This window comes from Variovorax guangxiensis, from assembly GCF_003952165.1.
In the GTDB taxonomy this organism is placed as follows: domain Bacteria; phylum Pseudomonadota; class Gammaproteobacteria; order Burkholderiales; family Burkholderiaceae_C; genus Variovorax; species Variovorax guangxiensis.
On sequence record NZ_RXFT01000001.1, the window covers coordinates 697,488 to 713,083 of the forward strand.

At 67.7% G+C, this 15,596-nt stretch carries 14 protein-coding genes and 1 tRNA gene; 6 read left to right on the top strand and 9 right to left on the bottom strand.

Translation table 11 applies throughout. The annotated features are described in order from the left end of the window. The first annotated feature begins 15 nt into the window (after window positions 1-15). From pal to EJP67_RS03445, 4 genes are all read left to right on the top strand, one after another. Window positions 16-531, top strand: a complete 516-nt coding sequence (gene pal, locus EJP67_RS03430; protein WP_126019437.1) for a peptidoglycan-associated lipoprotein Pal — start codon at window positions 16-18, stop codon at window positions 529-531. Continuing rightward, complete coding sequence (ybgF, locus tag EJP67_RS03435; protein WP_126019439.1) at window positions 531-1,280, top strand: tol-pal system protein YbgF; 750 nt, start codon at window positions 531-533, stop codon at window positions 1,278-1,280. Before pal ends, ybgF begins: the two co-directional genes overlap by 1 nt. A gap of 19 nt (window positions 1,281-1,299) precedes the next feature. Then, window positions 1,300-2,151 carry a tRNA threonylcarbamoyladenosine dehydratase gene (locus EJP67_RS03440; RefSeq protein ID WP_206169441.1) on the top strand — a complete coding sequence of 284 codons (852 nt, stop codon included), beginning with the start codon at window positions 1,300-1,302 and terminating at the stop codon, window positions 2,149-2,151. A 49-nt stretch (window positions 2,152-2,200) separates the two neighbouring features. Continuing rightward, window positions 2,201-2,276, top strand: a tRNA-Lys gene (locus EJP67_RS03445). 99 nt (window positions 2,277-2,375) lie between these two features. On the opposite strand, the gene EJP67_RS03450 is transcribed toward EJP67_RS03445, so the two are convergent. The 5 genes from EJP67_RS03450 to EJP67_RS03470 all read right to left on the bottom strand — a co-directional run bounded on the left by EJP67_RS03450 (window position 2,376) and on the right by EJP67_RS03470 (window position 10,337). Further along, window positions 2,376-3,044: a hypothetical protein gene (locus EJP67_RS03450; RefSeq protein WP_126019441.1), complete on the bottom strand. Its 669-nt coding sequence runs from the start codon at window positions 3,042-3,044 to the stop codon at window positions 2,376-2,378. A gap of 127 nt (window positions 3,045-3,171) precedes the next feature. Then, a complete protein-coding gene (locus tag EJP67_RS03455) occupies window positions 3,172-6,270 on the bottom strand; it encodes an efflux RND transporter permease subunit (RefSeq protein ID WP_126019443.1) in 3,099 nt (1,032 codons plus the stop codon). Between the two features lie 10 nt (window positions 6,271-6,280). Then, entirely contained in the window at window positions 6,281-7,453 is a 1,173-nt protein-coding gene (locus tag EJP67_RS03460; protein WP_126019445.1) for an efflux RND transporter periplasmic adaptor subunit, read from the bottom strand. A 41-nt stretch (window positions 7,454-7,494) separates the two neighbouring features. Next, the gene (locus EJP67_RS03465; protein ID WP_126019447.1) at window positions 7,495-9,132 is read right to left on the bottom strand and encodes an efflux transporter outer membrane subunit; all 1,638 of its coding nucleotides are present in this window, start codon (window positions 9,130-9,132) and stop codon (window positions 7,495-7,497) included. Window positions 9,133-9,620: 488 nt separating this feature from the next. Further along, window positions 9,621-10,337: a helix-turn-helix domain-containing protein gene (locus EJP67_RS03470; RefSeq protein ID WP_126019449.1), complete on the bottom strand. Its 717-nt coding sequence runs from the start codon at window positions 10,335-10,337 to the stop codon at window positions 9,621-9,623. Between the two features lie 69 nt (window positions 10,338-10,406). Between EJP67_RS03470 and EJP67_RS03475 the strand changes: the two genes are divergently transcribed. After that, complete coding sequence (locus EJP67_RS03475) at window positions 10,407-10,646, top strand: helix-turn-helix domain-containing protein (RefSeq protein WP_126019452.1); 240 nt, start codon at window positions 10,407-10,409, stop codon at window positions 10,644-10,646. Between the two features lie 13 nt (window positions 10,647-10,659). Further along, the gene (locus EJP67_RS03480) at window positions 10,660-10,896 is read left to right on the top strand and encodes a hypothetical protein (RefSeq protein WP_126019454.1); all 237 of its coding nucleotides are present in this window, start codon (window positions 10,660-10,662) and stop codon (window positions 10,894-10,896) included. Here the strand turns inward: EJP67_RS03480 and EJP67_RS03485 are convergent. The 4 genes from EJP67_RS03485 to dapE all read right to left on the bottom strand — a co-directional run bounded on the left by EJP67_RS03485 (window position 10,847) and on the right by dapE (window position 15,588). Continuing rightward, window positions 10,847-11,350 (bottom strand): hypothetical protein, encoded by a 504-nt coding sequence (locus EJP67_RS03485; RefSeq protein ID WP_126019457.1) that lies wholly within the window; start codon window positions 11,348-11,350, stop codon window positions 10,847-10,849. The genes EJP67_RS03480 and EJP67_RS03485 overlap by 50 nt on opposite strands. A gap of 43 nt (window positions 11,351-11,393) precedes the next feature. Continuing rightward, the gene (locus EJP67_RS03490; RefSeq protein ID WP_126019459.1) at window positions 11,394-13,373 is read right to left on the bottom strand and encodes an ABC-F family ATP-binding cassette domain-containing protein; all 1,980 of its coding nucleotides are present in this window, start codon (window positions 13,371-13,373) and stop codon (window positions 11,394-11,396) included. Window positions 13,374-13,522: 149 nt separating this feature from the next. Next, window positions 13,523-14,410 (bottom strand): 50S ribosomal protein L3 N(5)-glutamine methyltransferase, encoded by an 888-nt coding sequence (gene prmB, locus EJP67_RS03495; protein WP_126019461.1) that lies wholly within the window; start codon window positions 14,408-14,410, stop codon window positions 13,523-13,525. Further along, on the bottom strand, window positions 14,407-15,588 hold the full coding sequence (gene dapE / locus EJP67_RS03500) for a succinyl-diaminopimelate desuccinylase (protein ID WP_126019463.1): 1,182 nt from the start codon (window positions 15,586-15,588) through the stop codon (window positions 14,407-14,409). The genes prmB and dapE overlap by 4 nt, the downstream gene beginning before the upstream one ends. Between the last annotated feature and the right edge of the window lie 8 nt (window positions 15,589-15,596).

Consider the following 15,596-nt stretch of genomic DNA (forward strand, 5'->3'; position numbering starts at 1 on the left):
GAGGAGTTTGAAAAAATGTTGAAACGTACGCTCTATTCGCTGGCCATCGTGGCTCTCATCGCCGGTTGCTCGTCGGGCACCAAGCTCAACGAAACGCCGGTGACCGACCGCTCGGGCACGGCTGGCGGCCAGCAGGGCGCCAGCACCGTGGCACCTGTCACCATCGACCCGACCGCGGGCACCGCGCAAGGTCCGGTGGGCGTCGAGCGCATCGTCTATTTCGACTACGACAGCTACACGGTCAAGCCCGAGTTCCAGTCGCTGATCGACGGCCATGCCCGCTTCCTCAAGGCCAACCCGCAGCGCCGCATCTCGATCGAAGGCCACACCGACGAGCGCGGCGGCCGCGAGTACAACCTGGCCCTCGGCCAGAAGCGTTCCGAAGCCGTGCGCCGCGCACTGACCCTGCTGGGCGTGAACGACAACCAGATCGAAGCCGTGAGCTTCGGCAAGGAAAAGCCGGCTGTGACCGGCTCGGGTGAGGAAGTCTGGGCGCAGAACCGCCGCGCCGAAATCCGCTACACCCGGTGATGCCACGCGCCCTACTGCGAGGCGCGGCGCTGGCCGCCGCCTTGCTCTGCGTCTCGGCGGCCTCGCAGGCCGCGCTGTTCGAGGATGACGAGGCTCGCCGCGCCATCCTCGACCTGCGCCAGCGCGTCGAGGCCATGCGCCAGCAGACCGACCAGCGGCTCACCGACGAGAACGGCCAGTTGCGTCGCAGCCTGCTCGACCTGCAGAACCAGATCGAGCAGATGCGCGGCGACCTGGCCCGCATGACCGGCCAGAACGAGCAGCTCACGCGCACGCTGAGCGAAATGCAGTCGCGCCAGACCACCATCGACGACAAGCTCAAGCAGAGCGAGCCCTCTAAGGTGTCGGTGGACGGCCGCGAATTCACCGCCGATCCCAAGGAGAAGGCCGACTTCGAGGCTGCCCTCGGCGTCTTCCGCTCAGGCCAGTTCGCGCAGGCGCAGACCGCGTTCGCCGAATTCGTCAAGCGCTACCCTCAGAGCGGCTACAACGCCTCGGCGCTGTTCTGGCTGGGCAATGCGCAGTACGCCACGCGCAACTACAACGAGGCCATCGCGAACTTCCGCTCCATGCTCTCGCTCGCGCCCGACCATGCCAAAGCTCCCGAGGCCGTGCTGTCGATCGCGAACTGCCAGATCGAGCTGAAGGACACGCGCGCCGCGCGCCGTACGCTGGAAGACCTGACCAAGGCCTATCCGCAATCCGAAGCCGCGCAGGCCGGCCGCGAGCGTCTCTCGCGCCTGCGCTGATGCGGGCGGAGCATTCCGCTTGAGCGCGATCATCGCTACCGCATCTCTCACTCCTCCCACAGCCGCCGCGGACGTCGTCACAGACACCGCGGCGCCTGACTTTGCGCGCCGCTTCGGCGGGCTCGAGCGGCTCTACGGCGTGTCCGGCGCAGCGCGCATCCGCGATGCGCACGTGCTGGTCGTCGGCATCGGCGGCGTGGGCTCGTGGGCGGTCGAGGCCCTGGCGCGCAGCGGAGTGGGGCACCTGACCATGATCGACCTCGACCACGTGTCGGAGTCGAACATCAACCGCCAGATCCATGCCCTCGACGCGACCGTCGGGCAGGCCAAGGTCGAGGCGATGCGCGAGCGCATCGCCCAGATCAACCCCGAGTGCAAGGTGCAGGCCATCGACGATTTCGTCGAGCCCGGCAACTGGCTTTCGCTGCTCGAGGCCGCGCAGGCTGCGAACGGGCCGGCAACGGCCGTCATCGACGCCTGCGACCAGGTGAAGGCCAAGGTGGCGATGGCGGCCTGGGCGCGTGCTTCGCGCGCCGCCTTCGTCACCGTGGGCGCGGCGGGCGGCAAGCGGCAGGCGCACAAGGTGGACATCGAAGACCTGTCGCTCGTCACGCACGACCCGCTGCTGGCCCAACTGCGCCAGCGCCTGCGCAAGGAGCATGGCGCCCCGCGCGAGGGCCGCAAGATCGGCATCGCCTGCGTCTTCAGCCGCGAAAGCGTGGCTCCGCCGGACGCCTCGTGCGCCATCGAAAGCGGCGACGGCACGCTCAACTGCCATGGCTACGGATCGGTGGTCAGCGTGACCGCGACTTTCGGCCAATGTGCGGCAGGTTGGGTCTTGGACAAAATAGCGTCCAAGCTCACGCTATAATCTTTGGCTTTGCTGGATGTCACTCCAGCAAAAACAGAAAAACGGCTCCGGGACGTTAGCTCAGTTGGTAGAGCAGCGGACTTTTAATCCGTTGGTCACTGGTTCGAATCCAGTACGTCCTACCAAGCCTTCTTCGAAATCCTCGCCTGCCTTGTGCACGCGAGGATTTTTTCTTGGCGGGTGGACGCAGAAGGACTCCGAAGCATCCTCGCCGATGCCGATCTTCAGGGCCGCTGTTGAGGGCACCCCAGCCTGAACTGCCTGTCCCGCGTGCGATGCCGTTCGGCGCGCTGCCAATCCTGCGTGTACATGCCTTGCGGCTGCCTCCCTAGCGCGTCCAGCCACATGATGCGTTCGGCGAGCCCGCTGCATTCTTCATTCATTCCGCGATCGACGTTCTGCGCCACCTGGCGCTCGTGTTCGCGCTGCTGCTCTGCGATGACTGCGTTGCTCCGCCTCGATGCCTCGCGCTCCTGCAGGCTCATTCCGTCGGCGATGTTCACGTCGCGCCGCAGGCGAACGGTGGTGGCGCGCGAGCCTTCGGGACACGGGCCGTCGGAGTACGCGGCCTTTCCTGAAGGCGTGAGGCACTTCGTGACTTCGAACGTGTCTGGCGCAGTTCGGTTTTCCTGCGGCGCATAGGATGGCAACGACGGTGCAGGCCGGCTGTTCGCGGAAGGCGGCGCGGATGCAGAGGGCAACGCGGAGGGACGGCTAGGGTGTTGCGACAGTAGCCACTCGGCCGCCAGGTAGAACGCGAACACCACGATCACGGCCACCGCCAGCCACAGGGCCAGGCGGCGCTCCGGAGGCGGCTGCCGCAGGTTGCGCTCCCAGGTCGTCATCGCTTCCCGGCGTTCGCGCATCGGATCGTGGTCGTCGTCGGTGCTCATGGGGCCGTAGTATCAAGGACCCTGTCCAGGACAAGAAAAAACCCGCCGTGGGGGCATGGCGGGTTTCTTGTCTTGAGGCTCGGCCTCTGGCGCTTCGCATCGTCGCCGGGCCGAACTGCCGAGCCGCTCAGGCCTCGGGCGCCACGCTGCCCGGAAGTGTTGCCGGCGGCGTGGCGCCTCCTGCTGTCGGTTCCTCGCCGGCGCTTTCTTCCTTCTCATGCCGCGCCGCGATGAACAGGTACATCGCCGGCACCACGAAGAGCGTGAACAGCGTGCCGATGGAAAGCCCGCTGAAGATCACGATGCCCATCGCCTTGCGGCCCGCGGCGCCGGCGCCCGAGGCGATCACCAGCGGCAGCACGCCGAAGACCATGGCGGCGGTCGTCATCAGGATGGGGCGCAGTCGGGTGCCGGCGGCTTCCACGATGGCGTCGAGCTTGCTCAGGCCCTGCTTCTGCAGGCGGTTGGCCACCTCGACGATCAGGATGCCGTGCTTGCTGATGAGGCCCATCAGCGTCACCAGGCCGACCTGCGTGTAGATGTTCATCGAGGCGAAGCCCCAGAAGATGAAGATCATCGCGCCGAAGAGCGCCAGCGGCACCGACACCAGGATCACCACCGGGTCGCGGAAGCTCTCGAACTGCGCCGCCAGCGCCAGGAACACGATGATCAGCGCGAACACGAAGGTGATGGCGAAGTTGCCCGACTCCTGCACGAACTGTCGCGACTGGCCCGAGTAATCCACCGTGTAGCCGCTGGGCGCCATCTGCTGCACCAGGCCGCGCAGGTACTCCAGCGTCTCGCCCTGCGTGCCGCTGGGCACGCCCTGGATGGTCACGGAATTGAGCTGCTGGAAGTGGTTCACCGTCTCCGGCTGCACGCTGTACTTCAGGCTCGCCACCGTGCTGGCCGGCACCACGCCGCTGGGCGTCTTGATGTAGAAGTTCAGCACGTCCGACGGGTTCAGCCGGTCGACCTGCTGCACCTGCGGGATCACCTTGTACGAGCGGCCCGAGATGGAGAAGTAGTTGACGTAGGCACCGCCCAGCGCCGCGCCCATCGCGTTGCCCACGTCCTGCTGCGTGATGCCCAGCGTGGCGATCTTGTCGCGGTCGACCACCACGGAGGCCTGCGGCAGGTCGATCTTCAGGTCGGCGTCGATGTAGTAGAACTTTCCGTCGGCGCGCGCCTTGTCCATGATCTGCTGGGCGAGGGCATTCAGGTTCTCGAAGGGCTCGGTCGTCTTGATGACGAACTGCACCGGCAGGCCCGAGGCGCCCGGCAGCGCCGGGAACTGGAAGGCCACCACCTTCGCGCCGGCAATGCCGTTCCAGCGCTTCTGCAGGTCGGTCTGGATGTCGTGCGCGCTGCGCGTGCGCTCGTCCCAGGGCTTGAGCAGCACGCCCGCGATGCCCGCGTTGGTGCTGGGCACGCCGGTCAGCTGGAAGAGCTGCGCGTACTCGGGCGTGTCGTGCGCGATCTTGAAGATCTGGTCCGCATACGTCTGCATCTGGTTGATGGTGGCCGTGGGCGCGCCCACCACCTGCGACAGCACGATGCCCTGGTCTTCCTCGGGCGCGAGCTCCGACTTCGACATCTTGAACATCACGAACAGCAGCGCCACCAGGATCGCGCCCATGACGATCATCACCGGCCAGGTCTTGAGCACGCCGCGCAATATCAGCTGGTAGCGGTGGTGCACGCGCTCGAAGACGTGCTCGATCTTCATCGCGAACTTGCCGCTGTCCTGCTCGGGCTTGAAGAAGCGCGAGCACATCATCGGCGACAGCGTGAGCGCCACGATGCCCGACACCACCACCGAGCCGGCCAGCGTGAAGGCGAACTCGGTGAAGAGCGAGCCGGTCAGTCCACCCTGGAAGCCGATGGGCACGTACACCGCCACCAGCACCACCGTCATGGCAAGGATGGGACCGCCCAGTTCGCGCGCCGCGAGCAGCGAGGCCTGCATGGGCGACTTGCCCTCTCGCATGTGCCGGTCGACGTTCTCCACCACGATGATCGCGTCGTCCACCACCAGGCCGATGGCCAGCACCAGCGCCAGCAGCGTGAGCAGGTTGATCGAGTAGCCCAGCGCCAGCATGATGAAGAAGGTGCCGATCAGCGACAGCGGCATCGCGATCACCGGCACCACCACCGCGCGCAGGCTGCCCAGGAACAGGTAGATCACCACCGTCACGATGACCAGCGCTTCCACCAGCGTCTTGATCACTTCGCTGATGGACGTGTTGATGAAGTCGGTCGAGTCGTAGACGATCTTGCCCGTCAGGCCCGTGGGCAACTGGGACTGGATGTCGGGGAACACCGTGCGCACCTGCTTGGCCACGTCGAGGATGTTGGCCTCCGGCGCGACCTTGATGCCGATGAACACCGAGCGCACGCCGTTGAAGGCCACGTTGAAGTCGTAGTTCTCCGAGCCCAGGGTCACGTTGGCCACGTCCTGCAGGCGCACGATCGCGCCGTTGGCGCTCTTCACCGACAGCTGCTTGAACTCGTCCACGCTGTGCAGCGAGGTGCCGGCCGTCAGAGGCACGCTCACCATCTGGCCCTTGCTCTGGCCGACGGCCGCGAGGTAGTTGTTGGCGGCCAGCGCGGCGCTCACGTCGGTGGCGGTCACGCCGTAGGCGGCCATCTTCTGCGCGTCGAGCCAGGCCCGCAGCGCGAAGGTGCGCGCGCCCAGGATCTCGGCGGTCTGCACGCCCGGAATGGCGTTGAGCTTGGGCTGCACCACGCGCACCAGGAAGTCGGTGACGTTGTTGTTGGGCAGCGTGTCGCTGTAGAAGCCGATGTACATGGCGTCGGTGGTCTGGCCCGTGGCCACCGTCAGCACCGGCTGCTGCGCCTGCGGCGGCAGCTGGTTGCGCACCGAATTGACCTGCGTGTTGATCTCGGTCAGCGCGCGGTTGGAGTCGTAGTTCAGCCGCAGCGTGGCGGTGATGGTCGACACGCCAAGGCTGCTGGACGACGACAGGTAGTCGATGCCCTGCGCCTGCGACACGGCGGCCTCCAGCGGCTGCGTGATGAAGCCCGCGACCGTGGCCGCGTCCGCGCCGTAGTAGGCGGTGGCGATGGTGACCACGCCGTTCTCGGTCTTCGGGTACTGGTTGACCGGCAGCCCGGCCAGCGCGCGCAGCCCGAGCACCACGATCAGCATGCTCACCACCATCGCCAGCACCGGCCGGCGGATGAAGATGTCCGTGAAGTTCATGCGGGCGACCTCACTTTTCCTGCGGCGTCGGCGCCGGGTTGTTGGCGGGCTGGACGCTGTTGTCCACCACCACCGGCGTGCCGTTCTTCAGCTTGTTCTGGCCGCTGCTCACCACCACCTGGCCGGCCGTGAGGCCCTTGACGATGGCGATCTGGTCGCCGCGCGTCGGACCGGTCTCGATGAAGACCTGCTGCGCGACGAGCTGCTTCGCGCCCGGCGGATTGGCGGGCTGGGCGGGAGCACCCGCGGCGCCAGCGGATCCTGCCTTCGGCGGCTCGGCCTCCTTCACCACGTACACGGTCGAGCCGTACGGGTTGTAGGTCACGGCGGTGGACGGCAGCGTGAGCTGCTCCTGCACGCTGCCCACGTCGATCTTCACGTTGGCGAACATGCCGGGCAGCAGCTGCTGCTTCGGGTTGGAGACGGTGGCCTCCACCTGCACGTTGCGCGTGGCGGCGTCCACCTTCGGGCTGATCGCGTTGATCTTGCCGCTGAAGGCCTGGCCCGGAAAGGTGTCCACCGTCAGGTTCACCACCTGGCCCACCGCCAGCCCCGCGAGCTGCTGCTGGGGCAGGGCGAAGTCGACGTAGATCGGGTCCAGCGTCTGCAGCGTGACGAGCTTGTCGCCCGCGTTCACGTACTGGCCGGGGTTCAGCGTGGTGATGCCCAGGCGGCCCGAGAAGGGCGCGCGGATCGATTTCTTCGCAACCACCGCGGCCTGCTGCTCGACCTGTGCGCGCTTGGCCTTCAGGTCGTTGGTGTCGGCGTCGATCTGCGCCTGGCTCACCGCCTGCACCGCGAGCTGCGCCTGGTCGCGCTTGAGCACGGTGGCGGCCTGCGCTGCGGCGGCTTCGGCCGAGTGCAGCAGGGCGATGTCGGAATCGGCGTTGAGCTCGACCAGCAGGGTGCCGGCCTTCACGTCCTGCCCCGACTTGAAATGCACCGTGCGCACCAGCCCGGCCACTTCGGTGCTCAGGTCGGCGCCGCGCACCGGATTCAGCGTGCCGACCGCGGTGAACTGCGACTGCCACTGCAGCTTCTGCACCTCGGCCGTCGACACCGTCTGCGGCGCCGGCTTGGGCACGGCGGCGATCAGCGCGCGGATCTGCATGAACTTGCCGAACGCGAGCACGGCGACCAGCAGCAGTACGCAGCCGATCATGATGATCATTCTTCGGGTCATAAATTGGCTTTTCTTGGAGTTTTTGGAGTGTTCGGGGCCGCTCAGTTCTGCGGCGCTGCTGCCTGGGAAGCCTGCTGAGCCGATTGCGCCGGTTGCGCCGGTTGCGCCGGCTGTCCGGGCGCGATGGCCGCATTGGCGAGCGCACCGCGGTTCCACCAGCCGCCCCCCAGCGCCTGGAAGAGGGCGGCCGTGTCGGCATAGCGCGCGGCCTGCGCCTGCACCAGCGCGGTGTGCGTCTGCAGCCAGGCCTGCTGCGCGGTCAGCAGCGTCACGTAGCTCACCGCGCCGGCGCGAAACTGCGCGGTCGACAGGTCGAGCGATTGCCTGGCGAGCGATTCGGCCGTGGCCTGGGTCTGCAGCGCGGCGGCGTCGAGTTCGAGCGCGCGCAGTGCATCGGCCACGTTCTGGAAGGCGCCGAGCACGGTGTTGCGGTATTGCGCCGCCGCCGAGTCGTAGGCCGCGACGGCGGCGCGCTGCTGCGCGCGCAGGGCGCCGCCGTTGAAGATCGGCTGCGTGAGCCCGGCGCCGATGTTCCACAGTGTGGTCGGCCCGGTGAACAGGTCGCGTGCGCGCAGGGAGGTGTTGCCGTAGCTGGCGCTCAGCTGTATCTGCGGATAGAGGTTCGCCGTGGCCACGCCGACCGCCGCGCTGGCCTGGTGCAGCTGCGCCTCGCTGGCGCGCACGTCGGGCCGCTGGCGCGCGAGCTCGGAGGGCAGCGACAGCGGCAGCTCCTGCGGCAGCGAGAGGCTGGCGAGATCGAATTCGGGCAGGCCCTGCTCTGACGGCAGGCGGCCCGCGAACACCGCGAGCTGGTGGCGCGTCTGCGCGAGCGACTTCTCCAGCGGCGGGATCGCCGCCTGCGTCTGCGCGACCTGCGTGCGCTGCTGCAGCACGATCGACTTCGGGATCGCGCCGGTATCGAACTGCTTTTCGATCACGCCCAGTTGCTCGCGCTGTGCCTGCAGCACCTCGCGCGTGGCCTGCAGCTGGCCGCGCAGCGCGGCTTCGCGGATCGCGGTGGTGACGAGGTTCGACGTGAGCGTGAGGTAGGTCGCCTCGACCTGGTAGCGCTGCGCTTCCACGGCGGCCTGCGCGCCCTCGATCTGCCGGCGCGAGCCGCCGAACACGTCGAGGTTGTAGCTGACGTTGACCGAGGCGTTGTACAGCGTGAGCAGCTGGCCGCCCGGCACCTGCGTGCTGACCTCGGAGGCCCGCTCGCGCTGCGCGCCCAGTTGTGCCGTGACCTGCGGCCACAGCAGGTTGCCCGACTTCGCGTCATAGGTGGCTTCGGCCTGCCGCAGCGCGGCCTGCGCGGACGCCAGCGTAGGGCTCTGTTCGAGCGAGGCGCGGATCAGCCGGTCGAGCTGCTGGGAGCGGAACACCTCCCACCACTGGGCCGGGATGTCACGGCCCGGCAGCAGTTCCTGGGCCTGTCCGGCCGGCACGTCGGACTTCGCGGTGCGCGCCGGCATCGGCGCGGGGGTGTAGTCGGCACCGCTGGCGGCGGCGGGAAGATCGGGCGTCCTGAAATCCGGCCCGACCGCGCAGCCGCCCACCAGCAGCAGGACGACGCCGAGCACGGCACCCTGAACGGGCCACCCCGGCCGCGAGCGCGCAGGCGCAGCGCGCAACGACGAACCGGGGTGATCCTCCAACGCATTGTTTTCTTGATATTGCATGGGGCAGCGGTTGTACACCCGGAACGCCCGGGCTGCCTGACTTTCCCGAAGTCTCGTAGCCGTCGCCCCGCGTTGCGAGGCCGTTGCGACGAAACAGGATCTGCACGGCGCGAAATGTACGGGCAAGGCGCCAAACGCACCACCCCAAGGCGCTGGCATCAAATCAACGACGGCCCAATGCCAGAAACACCGAGGAACCGGCTTCGCCGGGCCTCAGGTGTTGCCCCCGGTAGGGGGTTGGCGAAGCGGCACGCAGTGCCGCGCAGCCTGGGGGCGAGCAACATCCAGACAAAAAAAAGCCCGCACGAAGGCGGGCTCGAAGGTGACCTGCTGGAGGAGGGAGGATCAGAGGATGCAGGCCACAGGGAGAGCCATGAATATCGCTTCCGAACCTGCACGCAACCTGACCTCGACGGAATCCTGTTCCACGCTAATTTCCGGCTCATTCTTTGCCGGACGCGTCAATCGCGCTCGCGATCGGTCCTCGCTCAGTCTTCGTCTTCCCACTTGCCGACAACGGTGCCCAGCACGGTGAAGGACGTGCGTACCGGCTCGTGCTTCGGGTTCAGCGGCAGCAGCCAGCGGCGGCCGTCGTCCTGCTTGAACACCTTGAAGGTGACCTCGTCGCTGTCATCGAGCTTCGCGATGACGCGTTCGCCGTCGTCGGGCTTTCTCAGCGCGGTATCGACGAAGACGATGGAGCCTGGCGGGTAGCTCTTCAGCAGGCCGCTGGTGGAGGTCATGCTGTCGCCGCGAACGCGCAGCGCATAGCTCTGGAGGCTGTGGTGGGCGATGCAGGGAATCCAGCGCTCGGCGTGCGGCTGCTGCGAGATCTCGTGGCTGTCCCAGTTGGCTGCGTCGGCCCAGGAGATGAGCGGCACCGTGCCTGGCGTGCGCGGGTTGAAGCTGGGAATGGACGGCGGCGTGTGCGTCACCCGATAGGGGCCGAGCGGTTCGCTGACCCGGTCGCGGGCCTGGCGGAGCTGGTCTTCGTCCCACGGGGCGGGGCCGTCGCCGGTGTCCAGCCAGTTCGGATCGGCACGGTAGGCGCGCGCCAGGGCCAGCACGCTCATGGAGCGGGTGACGTCGCCTCGTTCGATCTTGGAAATGCTGGATTGCTTGACGCCCGAGACCGCTTCGGCCTGCTTCTGCGTCATCTTGGCGAATTTGCGCGCGGCAAGGGCGCGTTTGGCAATGCTGTCCATCGAGTGGGGATTTAAGCCCAAACGAATATTCTTCTCAAACTCTAGAATAGTAAAAAAAGGGAGGAAAGAATGAAGCCACGGGAGTTGGTTCTGGCGTTGAGGGCCATGGGCCTCACGCAGAAGCAGATCGAAGAGAGAACGGGAATTCCCCAGCCGACGGTCTCCAAGATCGGGCTGGGCCGGGTGGCCGACGTGATGTCGCGCCACTATGTCGCGCTGGTGGCCGCCTACGAGCAGCGGGTGAAGGAGGAAGCGCTCAAGCCCGGGCCTGAGGCTTTCCGCCAGCCCGAGAAGAAAAAGCAGCCATAGCGATGAGCGCGCGATGCGCCGTCAACTATGGCCGTCGGGCCTGTGGCTCGACCGCACGCTTTGCGTGCTGCTGGCGCTGCTGTCCCTCGCGGGGCTTGCCTTCGGGCTGATCGCGGCGCGCCCGGCCTTTGCGGGCGGCGGCTGCTTCGGGCTGGTCTGCGCGGCGTGGGCGGCGCAGGTGCTCTTCGATGGCGAGGCGCTCAGGCGCTCGCGTGCGGTTCGGGCGGCGCGAGAGCGAGGGTGGTACTGACCCGGACGCAGTCCTTGATGTGCTGTTCGCCGAGGGCGCGCAGCGCCGCGTAGCCGAGCGCGGCCGACACCACCTGCCCGGCGATGGGCACGTACTTGGTCGCCTGCTTGGCCGTGAGGCGCACGCCCGCGTGCCTGGCGAGGCGCAGCAGCAGGTCGCGCGTGACCAGCCTGCCGACCAGCAGCGCGCCCACCGTGGTCGCGGCCTTCTGGATGCGCTCGCGCTGGTGCGGCGCGAGCTTCTCGACCTGCGTGACCGAAAGGCCGAACTCGGCGCTGATCTGCGGCACCAGCCGCGAGAGCAACGCGGCGTCGGCCATCCAGTCCAGGCCTGGCAGGGGAACCGCGCTGGCCGCTGCCGCCATCAGCGCCTTGCGGCTGATGAGGCGGCGGCTGCGGTGGACGGCGGCGATGAGCTTCTCATCGCCCCGGGCCAGTTCGATGGCTGACGGCATCCGGTGGCTCCCTTCCTTCTTCCTGCCTGCGTGGCCTTTCGGTTCAGGCCGCCAGGGCTTCCAGCTGGTCCGAAAGGGCCAGCCAGCGCTCCTCGAGGCGGCCGATTTCGTCGTTGAGCGCCTTCAGCCGCTTGCCGGCTTCGGCGATCTCGCCGGCGGGCAGCGGCTGGGCCAGCCGCGCTTCGAGCTCCGCACGCTCGGTGGCGGCCTTGGCCAGGCGCTCGTCGATCTGGGCGATTTCGCGCTTGATCGGTTTGGCCTGGTCGCTGCGCTGCTGGCGATCCTGGGCATCCTGCTTGCGCTGCTGGGGCGCGGGCGTGGCTGCGGCGGCCGGTGCCGCGGCGGCTTCGGCCTCGCGCACCGCCACCTTGGCTTCCTCGCGCAGGCGCTTGGACTCGTCGAGCAGGTAGCGCTGGTAGTCGTCGAGGTCGCCTTCGAAGTCGCCGACCACGCCGCGGCCCACCAGCCAGAACTCGTCGCACACCGAGCGCAGAAGCGCGCGGTCGTGGCTTACCAGCATCAGCGTGCCCTCGAATTCGTTGAGCGCCACGGCCAGCGCCTCGCGGGTGGCGAGGTCCAGGTGGTTCGTCGGCTCATCGAGCAGCAGCAGGTTGGGGCGCTGCCACACCATCATCGCGAGCACGAGGCGGGCCTTTTCGCCGCCGCTCATGGTGCCCACGGGCTGCTTGACCATGTCGCCGCTGAAATTGAAGCTGCCCAGGTAGCCGCGCAGCGCCTGTTCGCCCGAGGGCTCCCTGGCGTTGCCGCCGAGCTCGCGCGCCAGGCGCACCATGTGCTCCAGCGGGTTGCTCCCGGGGTGCAGCACGTCGAGTTCCTGCTGCGCGAAGTAGCCGATGTTCAGGCCCTTGCCCTCGGTGACCTGGCCCGCCAGCGCACCCATCTCGCGCGCGATGGTCTTCACCAGCGTCGACTTGCCCTGGCCGTTGGCGCCCAGGATGCCGATGCGCTGGCCCGCCAGCACCGAGCGGTTGACGCCGCGCAGGATGGTCTTGGGCTCGGCGTCTTCCACGACGTAGCCGAAGCTCGCATTGCTGATCGACAGCATCGGGTTCGGGATGTTGCCCGGCTCCTTGAACTCGAAGCTGAAGTCGGCTTCGGCCAGGAGCGGCGCCACGCGTTCCATGCGCTCCAGCGCCTTGACCCGGCTCTGCGCCTGCTTGGCCTTGCTGGCCTTGGCCTTGAAGCGGTCGATGAACTTCTGCAGGTGGGCGATCTTTTCCTGCTGCTTGGCGAAGGCCTGCTGCTGCTGCTCCATCTGCAGCGCGCGCATATCCTCGAACTTGCTGTAGTTGCCGCCGTAGCGCGTGAGCTGGGCGTTGGCGATGTGCAGGGTGACGTCGGTCACGGCGTCGAGGAACTCGCGGTCGTGGCTGATGACGATCATGGTGCCCGGGTACTTCTGCAGCCAGGCTTCGAGCCACACCAGCGCGTCCAGGTCCAGGTGGTTGGTGGGTTCGTCCAGCAGCAGCAGGTCGCTCGGGCACATCAGCGCGCGGGCCAGTTGCAGGCGCATGCGCCAGCCGCCGGAGAAGCTGTTGACCGGCGCGTCGAGCTCGTGCGTCTTGAAGCCCAGGCCCAGGATGAGCGCCTGCGCGCGCGGCACGGCGTCGTGCTCGCCGGCGTCGGCCAGGTCGGTGTAGGCGTGGGCAAGCTCCATGCCGATGTCGGCGTCGTCGGGGTTCTCGGCGTAGGCGGCCTCGATGGCGGCCAGCTGCTCGCGCAGCTCGGTCAGGCGGGTGTCGCCGCCCACCACGAAGTCGGTGGCCGACTCCTCGGTCTCGGGCATGTTCTGCGCCACCTGGGCCATGCGCCACTGCTTGGGAATGGAGAAATCGCCGCCGTCTTCGTGCAGCGTGCCGTTGAGCAGGGCGAAAAGGGTCGACTTGCCGGCGCCGTTGCGGCCCACCAGCCCGACCTTCTCGCCGGGGTTGAGGGTGACCGTGGCGCCGTCGAGCAGGACCTTGGCGCTGCGGCGAAGAATGACGTTCTTGAGAGTGATCATGAATAGGAGCCTGACGGGGGATTATCCCGTGGGGGCTATAGGCATTCGCGAATGCGGGGTCAGAACGCAGAGGTCGCGAAGGTTCCGCAGAAGTCGCAGAAGAAAAACCGAATATTCGGCTCTTCTGCGATTTCTGCGTGGTTTCTGTTTTATTCCTGCGTCCGGCCGTCCGATTTCAGCAGCGCATCCCGTGCCACCAGCAAAACCTGGTCTTCGCCCGCCGAGGTTTCGAGCCAGAAGACTTCGAGCTGCGGGAATGCCGCCTCGAAGTATTCGCGCTCGTTGCCGATCTCCAGCACCAGCACTGCGCGCTCGCTCATGCGCGAGGGCGCGTCGGCGAACAGCTGCCGCACGAAATCCATGCCGTCGGTGCCGCCGGCCAGCGCCAGCTCGGGCTCGGCGCGATATTCGGCGGGCAGGGCGGCCATGCTGGCGCTGTTCACGTAGGGCGGGTTGCACAGCACCAGGTCGTAGGGGCCGGGCAGGTTCTTCAATCCGTCGGATTCGACCAGCCTCACGCGCGAGTCCAGCTCGTGGCGGGTGACGTTGATGGCCGCCACTTCGAGCGCCTGCACCGACAGGTCGCCCGCGTCCACCGTCACTTCCGGGTAGGTGAGCGCGGCCAGCACGGCAAGGGAGCCGTTGCCGGTGCACAGGTCGAGCACGCGCTGCGTGTGTTCGCCCAGCCAGTAGTCGATGGTTCCGTCGGCGATCAGCTCGGCGATGAAGCTGCGCGGCACGATGGCGCGCTCGTCCACGTAGAAGGGCACGCCCTGCAGCCAGGCTTCCTTCGTGAGGTAGGCGGCGGGCTTGCGCGTGGAAATGCGCTCGTCGATGAGCGCTGCCGCCTTGCCCGCGTCGACGGGCGACACGGGCCTGTCGGCCACGCCGTCGAGGTCGTCCAGCGGCAGCTTCAGGCGCCACAGCACCAGCCAGGCGGCTTCGTCGAAGGCGTTGGCGGTTCCGTGGCCGAAGGCGACGCCGGCTTCTTCCAGCCGCTTCGCGCCCGACTCGATGAGTTCGATGACGGTGCTCATCCGGCGAGCGCGGCGTCCAGCCGCTTCAGGGCGCGCAGGTAGATGTTCTTCAGCGTCTCGATCTCGGCCACTTCGATGTGCTCGTCGATCTTGTGGATGCTGGCGTTCACCGGGCCCAGTTCGACCACCTGCCTGCAGATCTTGGCGATGAAGCGCGCGTCGCTGGTGCCGCCGCTGGTCGAAAGCTCGGTCTCGATGCCCGTTTCTTCGCGGATGGCGCCCTGCACCGCCTCCACCAGCTCACCCGGCGTGGTCAGGAAGGGCTGGCCGCCGATGGTCCAGGCCAGGGTGTAGTCGACCTGGTGCGCATCGAGCACGGCGTGCACGCGCTGCTGCAGCGACTCGGGCGTGGATTCGGTCGAGAAGCGGAAGTTGAAGTCGATCACCGCGCTGCCCGGGATCACGTTGCTCGCGCCGGTGCCTGCGTGGAAGTTGCTGATCTGCCAGCTGGTCGGCTGGAAGTACGGGTTGCTCGCCGCGTCCCAGCCGCCGGCGGCGTTGATGGCCACCAGCTCGGCCAGCGCGGGCGCGACCGCATGCACCGGGTTCTTCGCCAGGTGCGGATAGGCGATGTGGCCCTGCACGCCCCTGACCGTGAGCTTGCCGCTCATGGTGCCGCGGCGGCCGTTCTTGATCATGTCGCCGCAGCGCTCCACGGCCGTGGGCTCGCCGACGATGCAGTAGTCGATGGTCTCGCCGCGCGCGGCCAGCGCGTTGCAGACCACGACGGTGCCGTCGACGCCGGGGCCTTCCTCGTCGCTGGTGAGCAGCAGGGCCAGCGTGAGACGCGGCTCGGGCACGGCCTGCAAGAAGTCTTCGATGGAGGTCACGAAGGCCGCGACCGAGGTCTTCATGTCGCAGGCGCCGCGGCCGTAGAGCTTGCCGTCGCGGTGCGTGGGCGTGAAGGGGTGGCTGGTCCACTGCTCGACGGGACCGGTGGGCACCACGTCGGTGTGGCCGGCGAACACCAGCGTCTTCGTGGCGGCCTGGGCGTTCGCGGGACGGCGCACCGCCCACAGGTTGGTCACCCGGAAGTCGGCCGGGCCGCTCTCGATGGTCTCCAGAGTGAAGCCCAGCCGCGCCAGCCGCTCGCCGAGGATCTGCTGGCAGCCCGCGTCGTCGGGGGTGACGGAAGGGCGCGAGATGAGTTGTTCGGCTAGCTGGAGCGTACGGGACATCGGGAAAA

Bases quoted from the DNA above. Each gene is read 5' to 3' on its own strand.
- EJP67_RS03480 (WP_126019454.1), top strand. From the start codon at position 10,660: ATGCGCCGTCAACTATGGCCGTCGGGCCTGTGGCTCGACCGCACGCTT.
- prmB (WP_126019461.1), bottom strand. From the start codon at position 14,410: ATGAGCACCGTCATCGAACTCATCGAGTCGGGCGCGAAGCGGCTGGAA.
- EJP67_RS03475 (WP_126019452.1), top strand. From the start codon at position 10,407: ATGAAGCCACGGGAGTTGGTTCTGGCGTTGAGGGCCATGGGCCTCACG.
- EJP67_RS03470 (WP_126019449.1), bottom strand. From the start codon at position 10,337: ATGGACAGCATTGCCAAACGCGCCCTTGCCGCGCGCAAATTCGCCAAG.
- EJP67_RS03465 (WP_126019447.1), bottom strand. From the start codon at position 9,132: ATGCAATATCAAGAAAACAATGCGTTGGAGGATCACCCCGGTTCGTCG.
- pal (WP_126019437.1), top strand. From the start codon at position 16: ATGTTGAAACGTACGCTCTATTCGCTGGCCATCGTGGCTCTCATCGCC.
- EJP67_RS03450 (WP_126019441.1), bottom strand. From the start codon at position 3,044: ATGAGCACCGACGACGACCACGATCCGATGCGCGAACGCCGGGAAGCG.
- ybgF (WP_126019439.1), top strand. From the start codon at position 531: ATGCCACGCGCCCTACTGCGAGGCGCGGCGCTGGCCGCCGCCTTGCTC.
- EJP67_RS03460 (WP_126019445.1), bottom strand. From the start codon at position 7,453: ATGACCCGAAGAATGATCATCATGATCGGCTGCGTACTGCTGCTGGTC.
- EJP67_RS03485 (WP_126019457.1), bottom strand. From the start codon at position 11,350: ATGCCGTCAGCCATCGAACTGGCCCGGGGCGATGAGAAGCTCATCGCC.
- EJP67_RS03490 (WP_126019459.1), bottom strand. From the start codon at position 13,373: ATGATCACTCTCAAGAACGTCATTCTTCGCCGCAGCGCCAAGGTCCTG.
- dapE (WP_126019463.1), bottom strand. From the start codon at position 15,588: ATGTCCCGTACGCTCCAGCTAGCCGAACAACTCATCTCGCGCCCTTCC.
- EJP67_RS03455 (WP_126019443.1), bottom strand. From the start codon at position 6,270: ATGAACTTCACGGACATCTTCATCCGCCGGCCGGTGCTGGCGATGGTG.